This window comes from Nonomuraea sp. NPDC026600 (genome assembly GCF_040638335.1).
Lineage (GTDB): Bacteria > Actinomycetota > Actinomycetes > Streptosporangiales > Streptosporangiaceae > Nonomuraea.
Genome location: NZ_JBEZYD010000046.1, coordinates 29,362 through 45,844, shown reverse-complemented (window position 1 = coordinate 45,844; position 16,483 = coordinate 29,362). Strand labels below are relative to the sequence as shown.

Below are 16,483 nucleotides of genomic sequence, written 5' to 3'. Positions count from 1 at the left end.
GCGAAAGAGGCCAAACCTCATGAAACTCGAGCTCCGCGACATCACCAAGCGGTTCGGCGGCCTGACCGCGAACGACCACATCGACCTGGTGATCAGGTCCGGCGAGATCCACTGCCTCCTCGGCGAGAACGGCGCGGGCAAGTCCACTCTCATGAACGTGCTGTGCGGGCTGTACCAGGCCGACGAGGGCGAGATCCTCCTGGACGGCGTGGTCCAGCGGTTCTCCAGCCCGGGCGACGCGATGAACGCCGGGATCGGCATGGTGCACCAGCACTTCATGCTCATCCCCGTGTTCACGGTCGCCGAGAACATGATGCTCGGCGACGAGCCCACGCGTGGCGGTGGCACGCTCGACCTCGATGCCGCCCGGGTCCGCGTGCGGGAGATCGCGGAGCGCTTCGGGTTCGACATCGACCCTGACGCGCTCGTGGCGGATCTCCCGGTCGGCGTGCAGCAGCGAGTCGAGATCATCAAGGCCCTCTCCCGTGACGCCCGGATTCTGGTCTTCGACGAGCCCACCGCCGTGCTCACGCCCCCGGAGACCGACGAGCTGATGGCGATCATGCGCCGGCTCAAGGAGCGTGGCACCGCGATCGTGTTCATCACCCACAAGCTGCGTGAGGTGCGCGAGGTCGCCGACCGCATCACGGTGGTGCGTCACGGCAAGGTGGTCGGCGAGGCCTCGCCCACGGCCGGTAACGCCGAGCTCGCATCGATGATGGTCGGCCGCGCGGTCGAGCTGACGGTGCGGAAGGCACCGGCCAGGCTCGGGGATACCGCGCTCGTGCTGCGCGACCTGTCCGTGATCGACGCGCGCGGCCAGTACGTCGTGTCGCACGTCGACCTGGCGGTGCGGTGCGGGGAGATTCTCGCAATCGCCGGGGTGCAGGGCAACGGCCAGACCGAGCTGACGGAGGCGATCCTCGGGCTGCGGCCGCGGGTCGAAGGCTCGATCACGCTCGACGGGGCCGAGTTGGTCGGTCGCACGCCGCGGCAGGTCCTCGACGCGGGGGTCGGGTTCGTGCCGGAGGACCGTACGGAGGACGGCTTCGTCGCCGAGTTCACGATCGCTGAGAACCTCATGCTCGCGCGCTCGAACGGTGCTCCGTTCGTGCGGGCGGGCGCGCTTCAGCTCAACGCGATCGAGACGTTCGCCCGTGCCGCGATCACCGAGTTCGACATCCGCGCGCAGGGGATCGACACCCACGTCGGCCGTCTGTCCGGCGGCAACCAGCAGAAGGTCGTGCTCGCCCGGGAGCTGAATCGCGAGCTCCGGCTGTTCGTCGCCGCCCAGCCCACCCGCGGCGTCGACGTCGGCTCGATCGAGTTCATCCACAAGCGGATCCTTCGGACCCGCGATGCGGGGGTGGCCGTGATCGTCGTGTCGACCGAGCTCGACGAGGTCGTCGCGCTCGCGGACCGCATCGCCGTGATGTTCCGCGGCCGGATCGTCGGCATCGTGCCCGGTGACACGCCGCGCGACGTGCTCGGTCTCATGATGGCCGGCGGCACCGCCCAGGCGGTGGCGGCATGAGACAGGACGTACCCCGCTCGCATCGGCTGCTCAGGGAGATCGCCGGCGGTGACGCCGTCGTCTCCGTCCTCGCGATCGGGCTCGCCCTGGTGGCCGGCGGCATCCTCATCGTGCTCACCGATCCCGAGGTGCAGGCGGCCGCCGGCTACCTGCTCGCGCGTCCCGGCGACACCGTCCTGGCGGCCGGCGACGCCATCGCCGGCGCGTGCTCGGCGCTGTTCCAGGGCGCCTTCTTCAACGGGACGCGTGCGGGCTGGGCGAACCAGATCAAGCCGCTCACCGAGACGCTCACGCTCGCGACCCCGCTCATCGCGGCCGGTCTCGGTGTCTCCGTCGCGTTCCGGGCGGGCATGTTCAACATCGGCGGCCGGGGACAGATGCTCGTCGCAGCCGCCGTCGCCGGCTGGATCAGCTGGTCGTTCCCTATGCCGTACCTCCTGCACATGCTCGTCTGCGTGCTCGGCGCGATCGTCGGCGGCGCGCTGTGGGGCGGCATCGCCGGTGTGCTCAAAGCCCGGACCGGTGCGCACGAGGTGATCGTCACGATCATGCTCAACTACGTCGCCTTCTACCTCGTGTCGTTCCTGCTGCGGACTCCCGGGGCGCTACAGGCGCCCGGCTCGAACAACCCGAAGTCGCCGGCGGCGCTCGACACGGCGGTGATGCCGACGCTGTCGGACCTGCTCGGCATCGGTTCCTTCCGCCTGCACGCCGGGTTCGTGCTCGTGGTCATGGCCACGATCCTCATCTGGTGGGTGCTGAACCGTTCCAGCATGGGCTTCCGGTTCCGGGCGGTCGGCGAGAACCCGAGAGCGGCGCGGGTCGCCGGCATCGACGTGCAGCGCGTGTACCTGGTCGCGCTGATGATGTCCGGCGGTCTCGCCGGCCTCGCCGGTGCTTCGCAGGTGCTCGGCACGACGACCATGGGCTTCGGCTCGGGGGTCGACGCGGGCATCGGCTTCGACGCCATCACGGTCGCACTGCTCGGGCGCTCGCGCCCGTGGGGCGTCTTCGCCGCCGGCCTCCTGTTCGGCGCGCTCAAGACGGGCGGGTACGCGATTCAGGCGACCCAGGCGGTCCCGATCGACCTCGTCCTCGTCGTGCAGTCCGTGATCGTCCTGCTGATCGCGGCGCCGCCCCTCGTCCGTGCCGTGTTCCGGCTGCCCGCCCCTGCCGCCGCCTTGCCGCACCGCCGTACGGAAACGGTGGCCGGGTGAACGGCGTGAGCGGTGTGAGCGGTGTCGCGACGACGACCGTCAGCGCCCGGAAGGCCGTGAGCCGCGACTGGAAGGCGCCGATCGTGCTCGACGCGTTCGCCGTCGTCGCCCTCATTCTCGGCTTCGTGGCCACACGTGCCGGAACGAGCACCTTCGGCCTCGCGACGCGCGGCGACCTCGTCGCGCTCCCCCCGCTGGCGGTCCCCACGGGCGGCACCGTCACCGCGCTCGCGCTCGTGCTCGCCGGGCTCGCGGTCGCGGCCCACGCGTTCGTGCTGGTCGGAGCCGCCCGGCGGGTGCCGCTCTGGCTCATCGCGGGATTCGCGGCCGTGTTCCTCGTCGCGTTCCTCACCTGGGCGTCGGCGGGACGAACCGTGCCCGTTCCCGGTCTGCTGGTCGGCGGCCTCGCGCTCAGTACCCCGCTGGTCTTCGGCGCCCTCGGGGGCGTCATCGGCGAGCGCGCGGGCGTGGTGAACGTCGCGATCGAGGGCCAGCTACTGCTTGGCGCGTTCTCGGCCGCGGTTGTCGGGTCGGTCACCGGTCAACCCGTCCTCGGGCTCGTCGCGGCGGTGGCCGGCAGCGTGCTCGTCGCCCTCGTGCTCGCCGCTCTCGCGATCCGGTACGTCGTCGACCAGGTCATCGTCGGCGTCGTGCTGAACGTGCTCGTGACCGGGCTGACAGGCTTCCTGTACGCGAAAGTGCTGAAGTCCGACGCCGAGCTGTTCAACGCGCCCGACCGGTTCCCCGTACTGCCGATTCCCGGGCTGTCGGCGATCCCGATCATCGGGCCGGTGCTCTTCCGGCAGACGATCATCGTGTACCTCATGTACCTCGCGGTGTTCGCCGTGTGGTTCGGCCTGTTCAAGACCCGCTGGGGGCTGCGGGTACGCGCGGTCGGCGAGCACCCGAGCGCGGCCGACACGGTCGGCATCAACGTCAACCGCACCCGGTTCCGGAACGTCGCCCTGGCCGGCGCGATCGCCGGCGTCGGCGGTGCCTACTTCACGCTCGACTCCGTCGGCGCGTTCAACAAGGAGATGACGAACGGCATGGGCTTCATCGCCCTCGCGGCCGTCATCTTCGGCCGATGGCACCCGATCCGGGCCACGCTGGCGGCGCTGCTGTTCGGATTCGCCACGAACCTGCAGAGCATGCTCGGCATCATCGGCTCCCCTGTGCCGAGCGAGTTCCTGCTCATGCTGCCCTACGTCATCACGGTGTTCGCGGTCGCCGGCCTGGTCGGGCGGTCCCGCGCGCCCGCGGCGGGCGGAAAGCCCTACCTCAAGTCCTGAGTGCACAGAACAAGGAGAAGATCACTAGTGTCCCAGAGTTTCGTCATCGACACCGACACCGCGTCCGATGACGCCGTCGCCCTGTTGCTGGCCGCGCGCGATCCACGGTCGCGGATCCGCGCCGTCACGGTCGTCGCCGGGAATGTGCCCCTCGTGCAGGGCGTCCGCAACGCGAAGGTCACCCTCGAACTGGCGGGGGCCGCCGACGTCCCGGTGTGGGCGGGATGCGGCGCTCCGCTCGTCCGCGACCTCGGGACCGCGCAGAACGTGCACGGCTCCGATGGGATGAGCGGAACGTCGCTGCCCGAGCCGCGGATGGCGACGCAGGACGGCCACGCCGTGCTCGCGCTTCTCGCCATCGCCCGGGACGAGCCCGGGCAGCATACGCTCGTCACGCTGGGACCGCTCACGAACATCGCGGCCGCCGTCACGATCGATCCCGGGTTCCTCACGAGGTTCCGGCACACCTACATGATGCTGGGCACCAGCGACGGCAACGGCAACGTGTCCGCGATCGCCGAGTACAACGCCTGGGCCGATCCCGAGGCGGCGCAGGTCGTGCTCCGGGCGCCGGGCGAGAAGACCATGGTCGGCTGGGACATCTCCCGCAAGTACGCGGTGATCGATCCGGCCGAGGATCGCCGGCTGCGCGATCTCGGGAGACTCGGGAGCTTCGCCGCCGACATCAACCGCGACGTGCACGCGTTCGCGGTCGAGGAGACCGGGCTGGCCGGTTACGACCTCCCCGACCCCATCGCCATGGCGATCGCCATCGATCCCGGCATGATCGTCAGCGCCGAGGACCTCCACTTGCAGGTGTCGACCGACCCGGTGACTCGCGGGCACACCTACGCCGACCGCCGCACCCCGCCGCGACCGGTGAACACCCGCGTCGTGACGAGTGCCGACGGCCAGGTCTTTCTCGACGCGCTGCGGGCCGCCGTGACCCTCTGACGCGGTAAGGGCCGGTACGGGTCGGCGCGGGCCGGCGCCGGCCCGCGCCGGTCGCAGGTCCTCCGACCGGCGTCGGCCCGCACGCCAGTAGAGTGAGGAACCATGGTGGTCACGTACGCGGATGTCGCCAAACGGGCGGGCACGTCGACCGCCGTGGTGAGCTACGTGCTCAACGACGGGCCGCGCAACGTCGCGCCCGCCACCAGGGAGCGGGTGCTCACCGCGGCCGCTGAGCTCGGATATCGGCAGAACCGGATCGCGCGAGCCCTGCGTTCCGGCCGCACGGGCCTGGTCGGGGTGCTGACGCCCGACGCGACCATTCCCTACTTCGGCGAGCTCACCCGGGCGATCGTGCGTGCACTCGGCGACGCCGACCGGTTCGCGCTCGTGAGCCACGCCGCGGTGTCCGGACGGTCCGAGCGCCAGGCCATCGAGGCGCTGCTCAGCGCTCAGGTCGATGGGCTGCTGATCACGGCGTTCTGGCCGGACCAGGAGCTTCCGGTCGAGATCGACGTCCCGGTCGTCTACGTTCATCACAAACCCGACGGTGTCGAGGGCCTGCTCGTCGAGAGCGACAACACACACAGCGTCCGTGCGGCGGTGGAGCACCTCCGGAGCCACGGTCACGGCGCGCCGGCATTCTGGGCGGGCCCCGACGACGTCGGCCCCACCGGCGAGCGAACCCGCGCATGGGCCGCGCTCGTCGGCGACGACGGCACGCTCTACCGGTCCGGCTACAGCAGCGGGGAAGCGGCCGCCGAGTTCCGGCGACAGCACCGGCTCGGGACGCCGGCGAGGTCGCTGGTGGTCGCCTCCGACGTCCAGGCGCTCGGGATCCTGTCCGCCGCCTACCAACTGGGGGTGCGGATCCCGGACGACCTCGCCGTCATCAGCCTCGACGGATCCGCCGAGACGGCGTTCACCGCTCCGCCGTTGACGGTCGTGCGGCAGCCGGTGGAGTCGATGGCCGCGCGGGCGGTCGGCCTGCTGACCGGACGCCCTGACGCCGGCGAGTCGCTCGGGTCCTTGATCGTCCGTACGAGCTGCGGCTGTGACCACGACGTCTGAGGACCACGACGTCTGAGGACCACGACGTCTGAGGACTACGGCGCCTGAGCGACCCGCGACCGGATGAGCACGGTCAGCGCGGCGAGAGCCGACAGCAGGACGGCGATCGACAGCCCGGCGTCGATCGTCGGGCTCACCGCGCCGAGCGCCGTCCCCGCGCCGATCCCGGCATAGAGCGCGGCGGCGTTGAGGCCGACCGCGACCACGCCTTGCGACCCCGCGGCGCGCAGGAGCAGTCGCTGAATGACGGGGCTGATCGACCAGGTGGCCGCGCCCCACATGCCGAACAGCACGGCGACGCCCGTCGCCGAGGCCCCATCGACGTGCGTCAGGGCGACGAACCCCAGGAACACCAGGCACAGCACCGCGAGCGCGCCGACCAGCAGCCGTTCGGGGTGCCGCCTCCGGTTCTGCAGCAGGAGGCCGACCAGCGGAGTGGCGACGACGCCCCCGGCGCCGAAAACCGCCGACCCGGCCACGTCCGCCCCGACCTGGGTCGCGAGCTCCTCCGATCGGCCGAACACCGTGTAGGCCGACGCCATCGAGACCGTCGTGAGCAGCAGCCAGAATCCGCAGGCCGCCAGAGTGCCGAGATAGCCGACCGGCCGCGGCCGCTCTGGCCGGTCCGTCGTCGCGCCGCGCACCGCGAACCCCACGACCGCGGCGGTCGCGCCGCGCACTGCGAACGCCACGACAGCGGCGGCGAGGCCGATGAGGGCCGGCCCCATCAGCACCAGTTGCCAGGGGAGCCGGCTGACGAACGCCCGGGCCAGGTCGGGTGTGAACGAGGTCGCGGCCGCCAGGACGGCGAACGCGACCCCCGTCGCCGTGCTCGGTCGGCGCGCGGCCGCAGCCGTGGACAGGAGGACTGGAACGAGCGTCGCCGCGCCGATGGCGGCGATCGTCCGGGAGACGACGAAGGCGGCGTAAGCCGGGGCCAGCGCGCCGAGCACACCGGCCACGACGAGCAGCGCCGCGCCGATCGAGATGACGCCGTGCCAGGCGAGCCGGCGGCCGAGGGCCGGCGTGAACGGCACGCAGACCGCGTACGTGACCGAATAGGCCACGGTGGCGAGGTGGATCCGGCCAGGGTCCGTGCCGAGATCCCGCGCCACCGCGTCGGCCAGGCCCGCGGGGAGGAAGGTGCTCATCCCGGCGGCCGCGATGCCGAGGACGACGACGATGAACCTCACATGCCGATGAACCTCACGCACCGCGGGATCGGCGCCAATCGGCGGCCGCCTGCTCACGCGCCGTCACCTCGCCGATGTTCAGCGCGATGGCGGTCAGCGCCGCGCGGTGCAGGTCCTCCTGGTAGGACGCGCAGCAGTCGGCGGGCACCTGGACGTCCCATCCAAGCTGGAAGGCGTCGTTCGCCGTCGACGCGACGCAGCACTCGGTGGTGAGCCCGGTCACGGTGACACGATCGACTCCGGCCTGCCGCAGCATCGACTCGAGCGGCGTGCCGATGAACGCGCTGTACCTCTCCTTGCGGACGACGGTCTCCGCACCGAGCGGCTGGACCCGATAGAACTCGGCGAGTTCGGCGCCTTCCATGCACGCGTCGAACCCGAACCCGGTAGCCGGACCACGGAATCTCCTGTTGGCCTCCCAGGGCGCACCGAGCCGGGTCGTGTTCTGGATCCAGAAGATCGGGACATCCGCCGATCGCGCGTCGTCCACGAGATCGGCGATCTCCTCGACGGCCGCCTGGACGCGCGTCACCGCCTCCACCGGGACCTGGTGACTTCTCAGGAAATCGGGCCGGGCGAAGTAGTGCTGTACGTCGACGACGAGGAGCGCGTCGATGCCTGACCGTGTCATAGGCCGTCCTTCTAATCGTTTAGATAAGCGGGACGGGACGATACCGCCGGTCGGCGGTATCGTCAACAGGTGTGGCTGCGGGGCCGCCTGCCTGGACGCGGTGGGCACGTCTTGCGGTCGATGCGCGGCGCCGCGGCAACCGCTTCGTCTCCTTTACGCTGATGCACCCGATGACCGCGCATTTCGCCGGCCGACCCGCTTTACCCGGCGGCCGGCGCGCCGTAGACGCCGAGTTCGTAGATGCTGCCACCCGAGGAGCTCGAGTCGTTGATCGTGATGCGGACGTAGCGGGCGTTCACCGCGCTCGGGGGCAGGGAGTAGGTGGTCTGGGTCGTGGTCGGGGCGGCTGTGTGGTCCTCCAGGCTGGTCCAGCCGCTCGGATCGGTGGTGTCCGCCGAGTACTCGATCTTGTACTTGTAGCCGGACGACTTCTCGAAGGTCGTCACGACGCCGGTGATCTTCCGTAGCGATCCGAGGTCGACCTGGAGCCAGGACGGGTCGGGCAGGCCGGCTCCCTGGGCCCACCGGCTGGACATGGAGCCGTCGAAGGCCATGGCCGGGGTGTACTCGGCCGAGTACATGGACGAGGCGGTTGCGGTCTTCCCCAGTGCGAGGTTGACGCTGTTCGGCGTCGTCACCGACACCGAGGCGCTCTCCGCCGACAGGTTGCCGGCCGCGTCGCGGGCCCGCACAGTGAACGGGTAGGTGCCACCGGCGGTCAGCCCGCCGATGCGTACGGAAGGCGTCGCCGTGGCGTTGACGAGCCGGCCGTCACGGTAGATCTCGTAGCCGGTCACCGCGGTGTCGTCTCGTGAGGCGGTCCAGCTCAGGTCGGCGACCGTGGGCAGCGCGGCGGACCCCTGGAGGCCGGTGGGCGCGGTGGGGGAGTTTCGGTCACCGGCCGGCTGGGCCGGGTCGAGGTCACGGTAGGCCGGTTCGAGCCCGGCGGCGGCGGTCACCGACGCGGGGAGCGCCTCGCAGCCGGGCACCGTGACGTTGTTGGCGAGAACGTTGTTGGGGCTGCCCTGCAGCGCGGTCGCGGGATTGTCGGTGAAGTTGTATTCAGCCGTGTTGTGCCGAGCCCCGCCCCCGTTGATCAGGAGCCATCTGACGTCGAGGTCGCACAGGGCGTTCTCGGTGACCTTCACGTAGCGGCTGCCCTCGTCGAGGTACACCGGACCGTAGCCGTCCGGTCCGAGGCTGCGGATGTAGTTGCCCGAGATCACCGTTCCGGGGTCGGCGCCGAGGTGGTAGATCCCGCCGCCGTCGGCCAGTCCGGTCATCACGTCGTGGATCAGGTTCGCCTGGATGGTGTTGCCCATGCTCGTCGTCGGAGTGTCGTAGATCGGGGTGCCCAGATTGCCGTCATAGGCAGGGTTGCCGCCCGGGTCGGTCAGCCCGAATCCCCAGCCGACGGAGATCGCGCTGTACGGGAGCGCGTACAGCACGTTGTGGGTGAGGGAGGTCCTGGTCGTGTAACCGATGAAGATGCCGACCGCGTCGGCGTATTCGGCGCCCACGTCCGTGACCACGTTGTCGGACACGGTGTTGTCCTCGGTCACCAGTCGGGGGTCGTCCGGGTGGTGGTCGACCACGGCGATGCCACCGACCTGGATTCCGGCGGAGGAGACGTCCTGGAACCGGTTGCCGGTGATCGTGGCGCCCTTGCTGCCGGTGTCGAAGTTCAGTGCGGCGGCGCCAAGGTGGGTGAAGACGTTCCGATGGAAGGTGATGCCGCGGTCGTTGGCGAACGTCACCGCCGCGGGGGTCTTGGCCCACGAATCGCGGGTCGAGTCGAAGTTGGGGTTACCGCTGCCGACGATGTGGAAACCGGCCTGGACGTCGGCGTAGCCCTCGTCGGAGTTCGGCGCCAGCCAGGTGGCATGCGAGAAGGTCAGTCCCTCGAACCGGATGTCATGGATCGGCCGGCTGACCGTGCCGGTGCCCTTGATCAGGGCTTCCAGGCCGCCCGCCACCACGTCGGCGGTCCGGGGATCCTGGCCGGGCAGCGGGATGTAGTACAGCGCGCCCGCGCTCTTGTCGAGGTACCACTCTCCCGGCTGGTCGAGCAGTTCGTAGGCGTTCTCGAACCAGGTCGGCTTCTCCATGCCGATTCCGGTGTGCAGGTTGGCGTTGTGCCAGCACGGTTCCTGTACGGTGACGGCCGTCCCGGCGATCGACGCGACCGGGCAGCGGAGCAGTTTCCAGCTGATGCGGGTGACGACCTCGATGTCGGACTGGTTCTTCCAGCCCGCCATCGCCGGGTCGGACACGGTGAATCCGGTGGCGGTCTTGGCGAACGTCACCGGATCGTCCGGCGTGCGTGCCCTGGTGGCTCGCTTTCCGTTGACGTACAACTGCCGCGTGTCGAGGTCGCCCGCTGCGGCGCGGTAGATGTTCTTGGCCGCGTCCTGCAGCGTCCAGCCGGTGACGGTACGGCCGCCGCTGATCACGGGATGGCGGCCGGGAATCGCGCGCCAGATCACCTCGTGGCCGTTGGCGCCGGAGTCGGCGGCGGTGAGGTCGAGGGGCTTGTCGAGGACATACGTGCCGTCGTCGATGTTGACGACGACGTCCTTGCGCATTTGGGCGTTGACCCTGCGTACGGCGTCGCGGGCTCGTTCCAGGGTCTTGAACGGCCGGTCGCGGGTTCCCGGAGCGGAATCGTCACCACGAGGGGAGACGTAGAAGTTCGTGCCCACGTCGGCCGTGGCCGGGGAGACGACATGAGGAATCAGTACGAAGGGGACGAACATTGCGCTGAGCAGCAGTATCGAACGGCGAAGGAGGGGTTGCGAAAGGACCATCGGGCTCGCTCCAGGGAGAACTGGTGGGGGGTAAGAGCGCGATCGAGGGGGCGCGATCAGGGGTTGAGATCGCCGAAACCCGGGGCGGTGCCGGCGCGGACCATGCCGTCGGCGCCGACGGAGTCATCGGTGCTGATCGGGTTTCCCCAGACCAGCGCCTCGTAGTAGGTCGTGTTGGGAATGGCCATGCACAGGTGCTGGTTGACCAGCCCCATGCCGTGAACCTCCGCGCGGAGCCCGAAGCTCTCCGCGAGATGGGCGATGCGCATGGCTCCGGTGACGCCGCCCTTGAAGATGGCCGAGGTGCGTACGTGCGTGGCGGTGCCGGCGCTGATGAAGTCGGCGATGTTCATGTGGGAGCCGTCGCTCGTCTCCCCGACCAGCAGGGGCACCGACACCCGCTCGGCCAGCCAGCGGTGGCTCGTGATGTTGAACTCCCGCATCGGCTCCTCATACCACAGGAAGCCGAGGTCGGAGAGCGCCCGCCCGAGGTGGATCGCGTCGGCGAGGTCGAACCCGGCGGAGCCGTCGTACATCAGCGGGAAGCCGTCCCCGACGTGCTCGCGCAGCCGGCGGGCCAGTTCGGCGTCACGGCGGCCGTCGCCCCAGGCGTGCAGTTTGATCGCGCCGAAGCCCCGCTCGACGCACTGGTCGGCGATGTCGAGGTACTCCTCGATCGAGGAGTAGGTCACGGTCGACGCGTAGGCCGGGATGGCGTCCCGGAAGTTGCCGAGAAGGCCGTGCACGGGCAGCCCCGAGAGCCGGCCGGCGATGTCCCACAGCGCGACGTCCACCAGGCCGAGGAAGTAGAGCGGGAACTCCTCGATGCGGTCGAGCTCCCACATGCGGTGCCACAGCCATTCGCGGCGCAGCGCGTCCTGGCCGATCAGCTCCTCACGGACCCGGCGCTCGACGAGGTCGGCGGCGATGACGCCGCGAGGTGTCGGCGCGCTGCCCACCACACCGTCCTCGGTACGGACCCTCAGGACGCCGCCGGTGCGCTCCGGCTCGGACCCGGGCAGGCCGTCACGCCAGCGGAACGGCTGCTGGGCGGGCAGTCGTACCTGATCGACCCAGACATCCTGGATCGTCGTTCCGCTCAAGGGCGCTCCTTCGGGTCGTCGACGACGTTGAGCAGCCGATCTCTGATCCTGCGCTCGAACTGGGCCTGGGTCGTGTCGATATGCGCGATCATCGCGGCGGAGGCCTTCTCGGGCTCTCCCGCGGCGACGGCCTCGGCGACCGCGACGTGCTGGCGCGCGGCGACGGTGAGCGATCCTGGAAGATCGCCACGGAACAGCAGCAGGTCCGACTGCTGGGCGAAATCGCGAAGGGTCGTCACCGAGGCCTGGAGGAACACGTTGCCGGAGGCGGAGGCGACGGCGTCGTGGAAGAGCCGGTCGGAGCGCGCGAACTCGCGGTGGTCGGATCCCGGCGCCGCGACGAGCGACTGCTCGGCCGCCTCACGGATCGCGCGCACCTGCAAGGGGGTGGCCAGGGTGGCGGCCCGGCGCGCCGTCTCGGCCTCGATGAGCCGGCGATGATCGAACATCATGAGCACGTGCTCAAGATTGGTGGGCTGGAAGTAGGCCACCTGCTCTTCGGCCACGGCGTTGGAGGGAACGGCGACGAAGATGCCCGCGCCCTTGCGCACCGTGATCCGCCCTACCGCCGCCAGGACCTTGATGGCCTCGCGGGTCACCGTCCGGCCTGACTGGAAGATCTCCGCGAGCTGCTGCTCGGTCGGCAGCCGGTCACCCGGTTGCAGCTTCCGCTCGGCGATGTAGACCAGCAGCCGTTCGGCCACCAGCTCGTAGCCGGGGCGGTAGCTCGTGGCCGCGTGAGCGGGTTCGGACGGGGAGGCGCCCTCTTCAGGGGCGGCGCGTGGGCTCATGTGACCCTCTCTGGTGTTCTTCGGCGCCGGGCGAAGCATCCGGTCCTAACTGGCGAGAAGCATGCCACATCGAGGGTGGATTGAAAATAGATCAGATCTATCTGGGAAACAGAGCGTTGACATCCTGGTCGTTGGCTCGAATACTTACGCTCCAACAGCAACAGATCTTGTTTGTTAGCCAAATAGATCTGATTCTTCATCGGACGGCTGCGTCCTCACCCGAACGAAGGGGCCCCCATGAGCAGTCGACCAGGCGGCCGTGTCGCAGTGATCACCGCGACAGGCGCCACTCTCGCCGCACTTCTCTCGCTGACCGCCTGCGGCGGTGGCCGGAGTGCCGACAAGCAACCCACCGCCGACCCCAACGCCAAGATCGTGGTGTGGGCGGACGCCACTCGCGTCCCGATGGTCCAGGAGTACCAGAAGTCGCACCCCGCGGCGAAGATCGATCTGGTCACCATCCCGAACGAGTCCGGCTACATCGAGACGAAGGTCCAGCTCGCCAACCGTGCGGGACAGGGCTGGCCCGACGTCGTGTTCACCGGGGAGAACCTCGCGACGTTGCAGGCGAAGCCCTACGAATGGGCGGCCCCCCTCGACGGCCGGGTGAAGCAGGACGTCATCGACGCGTTCGCGAAGACCTCCGTCGGCAACTGCACCATCGCGGGTCATCTCTACTGCCTGCAGAACGACATCGCCCAGACGGTGCTCTGGTACGACAAGGGCCTCATGAAGCAGTTCGGGTACACCGTCCCGAAGACCTGGAAGGAGTACCAGGACCTCGGGGCGAAGGTGGCCTCAGAACACCCGGGCTACGTCGTCGGAGCGCTCGGCGCCCACGGCATGCTGTTCACCTACTACCAGTCGAGCGGATGCCCGCTGACCGACGCCAAGTCGGACACCACCGTCCGGATCAATCCCGATGCGGTGGAGTGCACGCGCGTCGACAACCTGCTCCAGCCGATGCTGGACAACGGGTCGGTCTCGCGGCTCGACGAGTTCGACCCCGCCTTCGTCGCCCTCGGCACCCAGCGGAAGATCCTCATGCTTCCGTTCGCGTCGTGGGCGGGCGACTTCGCGTTCAAGCCCACCTACAAGACACCGCCGGGCCAGCTCGCGGCGGCCCCGATGCCGACCTGGGAGGGCGAGAGCGTCGGATACTCCGGCGCGGTGGGCGGCGGGGTCTGGGCCATGAGCAGGCACGCCGCCAACCCGCAGGGTGCCGCCGACCTCATCACCTGGCTCACCACCGACATCGGTCTGCAGAGCAAGCAGCCCACCTACCCTGCCTACCGTCCGGCGGCGCAGGCATGGATGGCCGGTAAGGCGAACGACCCCTACTACGCCGAGGATCCCTCTCCGGTGTTCAAGGCGCAGGCCGACCTCATCCGCGAGAACTGGAAGTACACCCGGTACGCGGCGACGGTCATCAACAGCTACAACGAGACGGTCGCCAAGGGCATCCAGGACAAGGGCAAGCTCGCCGACCTGATGCCGAAGTTCGGCGAGCAACTGACCCAGGCGGCGAAGGACGCGGGCTACACGGTGACCCCGTGAGGCGGCACTTCGCGCCGTACCTGTTCCTCGCGCCGTACCTGGTGTTCCTCCTCATGTTCGGCGTGGTGCCGGCCGTCTACGCCGTGGGCGTCTCGTTCGAGACCCCCGACGTGACCTTCGCCGGGCTGGAGAACTGGGCGGCGGTGCTGGCCGACGCCCGGCTCCTGCCGTCGGCCCGGAATGTCGCCACCTACCTGGGCATGTGGCTGCCGACCATGCTGCTGTTCGTCACCGGGCTGTCGCTGCTGGCCCACCACCACGGCGGCCGGATCTCGGCGGTGAGCCGCTTCGCCTGGTACCTGCCGGGCGCCGTCACCGGCGCGGCGGCGGCGCTGCTGTGGCTGTTCATGCTGAGCCCGGGAATCAGCCCGTTCTCGCCGCTGCTACGGCTCGCCGGCGTCAGCTCCGGCACCGACCTGCTGGGCGGGCAGGGCCTGCCGATCGTGCTCACCGTGATGGCCACGATGGTGACCGCCGGCGGCTGGATCGTCGTGGTGTACGCGGCGCTCAACACCGTGCCCGGCGAGATCCTCGAGGCCGCGAGGGTCGACGGAGCAAACGGCTGGCAGGTGACGATGCGCATCAAGGTGCCCCACATCCGGCCGCAGCTCGCCCTCATGCTGATCTCCAGCTTCGCCTACGGGACGCAGATCTTCGTCGAACCCCAGGTGCTGCGCTCGGCGTTCACCAGCCAGGTGAGCGAGACGTGGTCGCTGAACCAGCTCGCCTATTTCTTCGCCACACAGCGCGGGAACTTCGGCATGGCCGCCGCGCTGTCGCTCATGCTGCTCGTCGTGGGCCTGCTGGTGGCAGTCCTCGTGATCGCCAGAACCGATCTGTACGCGACCGGCAGCAGGAAGGGTTGACATGGCCACCGACTCCGCGCTGGAACCAAGGGCGGACAGGACGAGCGACCCCGCGCCCGAACCAAGGGCGGACCGGACAGCCGGCACCGGACCACTGCTGCGGCGCCGGGCGAGCGCGGTCGTCGGGGCGACCGTCATGCTGGTCTCCGCCGCCGCGTTCGTCATTCCGCTGCTGTGGCTCGTACTGGCGCCGACTCACACGCGCGACCGCCTCACCGCCGGCGCGTCGCTGACGTTCGGATCCGTCGCCGACCTCGGCCGCGCCTGGTCCAACCTCATGACCTTCGGCGATGGCCTGGTCCTGGACTGGCTGGCGAACTCGATCGGCTACTCGGTGGCCGCGGTGATCCTCGCGCTGTTGATGGCGGTCCCCGCCGGCTACGCGCTCGCCATGTACGACTTCCCCGGGCGCCGGGCCGTGTTGAACGCCACCCTGGTGACGATGATCATCCCACAGGCCGCGCTGATCCTTCCCCTCTACCTGGAGATGGTCAGGCTCGAACTGATCGACACCGTCTGGTCGGTCGTGCTTCCGAGCGCGTTCTTCCCCTTCGGGGTCTACCTCACCTACCTCTACTACAACGACAACCTTCCGCGCAGTCTCATCGAGGCCGCCCGGATGGACGGCGCGTCGGAGTGGCGGGCCTTCGTGTCCCTCGGCCTTCCCTTGGGCCGGCCCGCCCTTGGGCTCACCGGGTTCTTCTGCTTCGTGCAGGCGTGGAACCAGTACTTCCTGCCCTTCGTCATGCTCTCCGACGACTCCAAGTACAACCTCCAGCTCGGCCTCCAGACGCTGATCAGCTCCACCGCCGCCGTCAATCCGTCCTACGGCGCGACGATCCTGCCCATCCACCAGCCGGAGGCGGCGCTCGCCGGGCTCGTCACCGTCGGACCCATCCTCGTGATCTTCCTCGTCGCGCAGCGGTACCTGCGAGCCGGGCAGCTCGGAGGAGCCGTCAAGGGATGATCAGCCACGTCTCCGTTCGTCATCACCGCTCCTGGGTGCTGCCGCACCCTCGTCGGCGGTGGACTTACTCGTCGGGTCCCTGGGTGTTCCAGGAGTCACTGCGGCGGGTGACACTCGGGCACAGCACCTCCGACACGCTGGTGCCGCCGACCATGGGCCCATGCTCGTCGTGTCTGGTGATGAACCCCTTGCAGGTGACGTGCACCTGGTGCCAGTGCCGCCACGTGCCGGGCGGGCAGACCGAGCGGGCTCCCCGCTTCACATCGTCGTCGTTGATATCCACCACATAGCAAGGACCGGTGGCCCGCACGATGCTGGACTCCGCGGTCGCTGGCCCGAACAGTGGGAGTCCCAGGATCGGCGCGGTGAGGGCGGCCAGGAATGCCTTTCCGCCGAATTCGCGGTTCATGCGTACTCCTTCGTGTGGCCGCAACGTGCCTGCAGCCATGACGGCGGCGGTGAGCATGCCGGCGAGTCCGTGACGTGCGTGCATGGTGGTCTCC

14 protein-coding genes are annotated in these 16,483 nt (G+C 69.5%); 8 read left to right on the top strand and 6 right to left on the bottom strand.

What is annotated here, in order from left to right; translation table 11 throughout:
- Window positions 1–19: 19 nt before the first annotated feature.
- The 5 genes from AB0F17_RS56780 (at window position 20) to AB0F17_RS56760 (ending at window position 6,065) form a co-directional block, all read left to right on the top strand.
- Window positions 20–1,534 carry an ABC transporter ATP-binding protein gene (locus AB0F17_RS56780; RefSeq protein ID WP_358042638.1) on the top strand — a complete coding sequence of 505 codons (1,515 nt, stop codon included), beginning with the start codon at window positions 20–22 and terminating at the stop codon, window positions 1,532–1,534.
- Window positions 1,531–2,751 carry an ABC transporter permease gene (locus AB0F17_RS56775; RefSeq protein WP_358042635.1) on the top strand — a complete coding sequence of 407 codons (1,221 nt, stop codon included), beginning with the start codon at window positions 1,531–1,533 and terminating at the stop codon, window positions 2,749–2,751. The genes AB0F17_RS56780 and AB0F17_RS56775 overlap by 4 nt, the downstream gene beginning before the upstream one ends.
- Before the next feature lie 5 nt (window positions 2,752–2,756).
- Window positions 2,757–4,043, top strand: coding sequence for an ABC transporter permease (locus tag AB0F17_RS56770; RefSeq protein ID WP_358042632.1), 1,287 nt, complete (start codon window positions 2,757–2,759; stop codon window positions 4,041–4,043).
- A 27-nt stretch (window positions 4,044–4,070) separates the two neighbouring features.
- Window positions 4,071–4,997: a nucleoside hydrolase gene (locus AB0F17_RS56765; RefSeq protein ID WP_358042629.1), complete on the top strand. Its 927-nt coding sequence runs from the start codon at window positions 4,071–4,073 to the stop codon at window positions 4,995–4,997.
- Between the two features lie 102 nt (window positions 4,998–5,099).
- A complete protein-coding gene (locus AB0F17_RS56760; protein ID WP_358042627.1) occupies window positions 5,100–6,065 on the top strand; it encodes a LacI family DNA-binding transcriptional regulator in 966 nt (321 codons plus the stop codon).
- A 35-nt stretch (window positions 6,066–6,100) separates the two neighbouring features.
- Here AB0F17_RS56760 and AB0F17_RS56755 read toward each other — a convergent pair whose 3' ends face one another.
- The 5 genes from AB0F17_RS56755 to AB0F17_RS56735 all read right to left on the bottom strand — a co-directional run bounded on the left by AB0F17_RS56755 (window position 6,101) and on the right by AB0F17_RS56735 (window position 12,590).
- Window positions 6,101–7,258, bottom strand: coding sequence for an MFS transporter (locus tag AB0F17_RS56755; RefSeq protein ID WP_358042624.1), 1,158 nt, complete (start codon window positions 7,256–7,258; stop codon window positions 6,101–6,103).
- 13 nt (window positions 7,259–7,271) lie between these two features.
- Window positions 7,272–7,889 carry an isochorismatase family cysteine hydrolase gene (locus AB0F17_RS56750; protein ID WP_358042621.1) on the bottom strand — a complete coding sequence of 206 codons (618 nt, stop codon included), beginning with the start codon at window positions 7,887–7,889 and terminating at the stop codon, window positions 7,272–7,274.
- Between the two features lie 200 nt (window positions 7,890–8,089).
- Complete coding sequence (locus AB0F17_RS56745; protein WP_358042619.1) at window positions 8,090–10,645, bottom strand: discoidin domain-containing protein; 2,556 nt, start codon at window positions 10,643–10,645, stop codon at window positions 8,090–8,092.
- 107 nt (window positions 10,646–10,752) lie between these two features.
- Entirely contained in the window at window positions 10,753–11,799 is a 1,047-nt protein-coding gene (locus AB0F17_RS56740; RefSeq protein WP_358042616.1) for an enolase C-terminal domain-like protein, read from the bottom strand.
- Window positions 11,796–12,590 carry an FCD domain-containing protein gene (locus AB0F17_RS56735; RefSeq protein WP_358042614.1) on the bottom strand — a complete coding sequence of 265 codons (795 nt, stop codon included), beginning with the start codon at window positions 12,588–12,590 and terminating at the stop codon, window positions 11,796–11,798. The genes AB0F17_RS56740 and AB0F17_RS56735 overlap by 4 nt, the downstream gene beginning before the upstream one ends.
- 237 nt (window positions 12,591–12,827) lie before the next feature.
- On the opposite strand from AB0F17_RS56735, the gene AB0F17_RS56730 reads away from it, so the two are divergent.
- The 3 genes from AB0F17_RS56730 to AB0F17_RS56720 are packed head-to-tail and all read left to right on the top strand — an operon-like array spanning window position 12,828 to window position 15,980.
- Window positions 12,828–14,147, top strand: coding sequence for an extracellular solute-binding protein (locus AB0F17_RS56730; protein WP_358042611.1), 1,320 nt, complete (start codon window positions 12,828–12,830; stop codon window positions 14,145–14,147).
- On the top strand, window positions 14,144–15,013 hold the full coding sequence (locus AB0F17_RS56725) for a sugar ABC transporter permease (RefSeq protein ID WP_358042608.1): 870 nt from the start codon (window positions 14,144–14,146) through the stop codon (window positions 15,011–15,013). Before AB0F17_RS56730 ends, AB0F17_RS56725 begins: the two co-directional genes overlap by 4 nt.
- Window position 15,014: 1 nt before the next feature.
- Entirely contained in the window at window positions 15,015–15,980 is a 966-nt protein-coding gene (locus tag AB0F17_RS56720; RefSeq protein ID WP_358042605.1) for a carbohydrate ABC transporter permease, read from the top strand.
- Between the two features lie 64 nt (window positions 15,981–16,044).
- Here AB0F17_RS56720 and AB0F17_RS56715 read toward each other — a convergent pair whose 3' ends face one another.
- Entirely contained in the window at window positions 16,045–16,473 is a 429-nt protein-coding gene (locus AB0F17_RS56715) for a hypothetical protein (protein WP_358042602.1), read from the bottom strand.
- Between the last annotated feature and the right edge of the window lie 10 nt (window positions 16,474–16,483).

Coding starts and splice junctions, on each gene's coding strand:
- AB0F17_RS56780 (WP_358042638.1), top strand. CDS start 20: ATGAAACTCGAGCTCCGCGACATCACCAAGCGGTTCGGCGGCCTGACC.
- AB0F17_RS56775 (WP_358042635.1), top strand. CDS start 1,531: ATGAGACAGGACGTACCCCGCTCGCATCGGCTGCTCAGGGAGATCGCC.
- AB0F17_RS56760 (WP_358042627.1), top strand. CDS start 5,100: ATGGTGGTCACGTACGCGGATGTCGCCAAACGGGCGGGCACGTCGACC.
- AB0F17_RS56750 (WP_358042621.1), bottom strand. CDS start 7,889: ATGACACGGTCAGGCATCGACGCGCTCCTCGTCGTCGACGTACAGCAC.
- AB0F17_RS56745 (WP_358042619.1), bottom strand. CDS start 10,645: ATGTTCGTCCCCTTCGTACTGATTCCTCATGTCGTCTCCCCGGCCACG.
- AB0F17_RS56735 (WP_358042614.1), bottom strand. CDS start 12,590: ATGAGCCCACGCGCCGCCCCTGAAGAGGGCGCCTCCCCGTCCGAACCC.
- AB0F17_RS56730 (WP_358042611.1), top strand. CDS start 12,828: ATGAGCAGTCGACCAGGCGGCCGTGTCGCAGTGATCACCGCGACAGGC.
- AB0F17_RS56720 (WP_358042605.1), top strand. CDS start 15,015: ATGGCCACCGACTCCGCGCTGGAACCAAGGGCGGACAGGACGAGCGAC.
- AB0F17_RS56715 (WP_358042602.1), bottom strand. CDS start 16,473: ATGCACGCACGTCACGGACTCGCCGGCATGCTCACCGCCGCCGTCATG.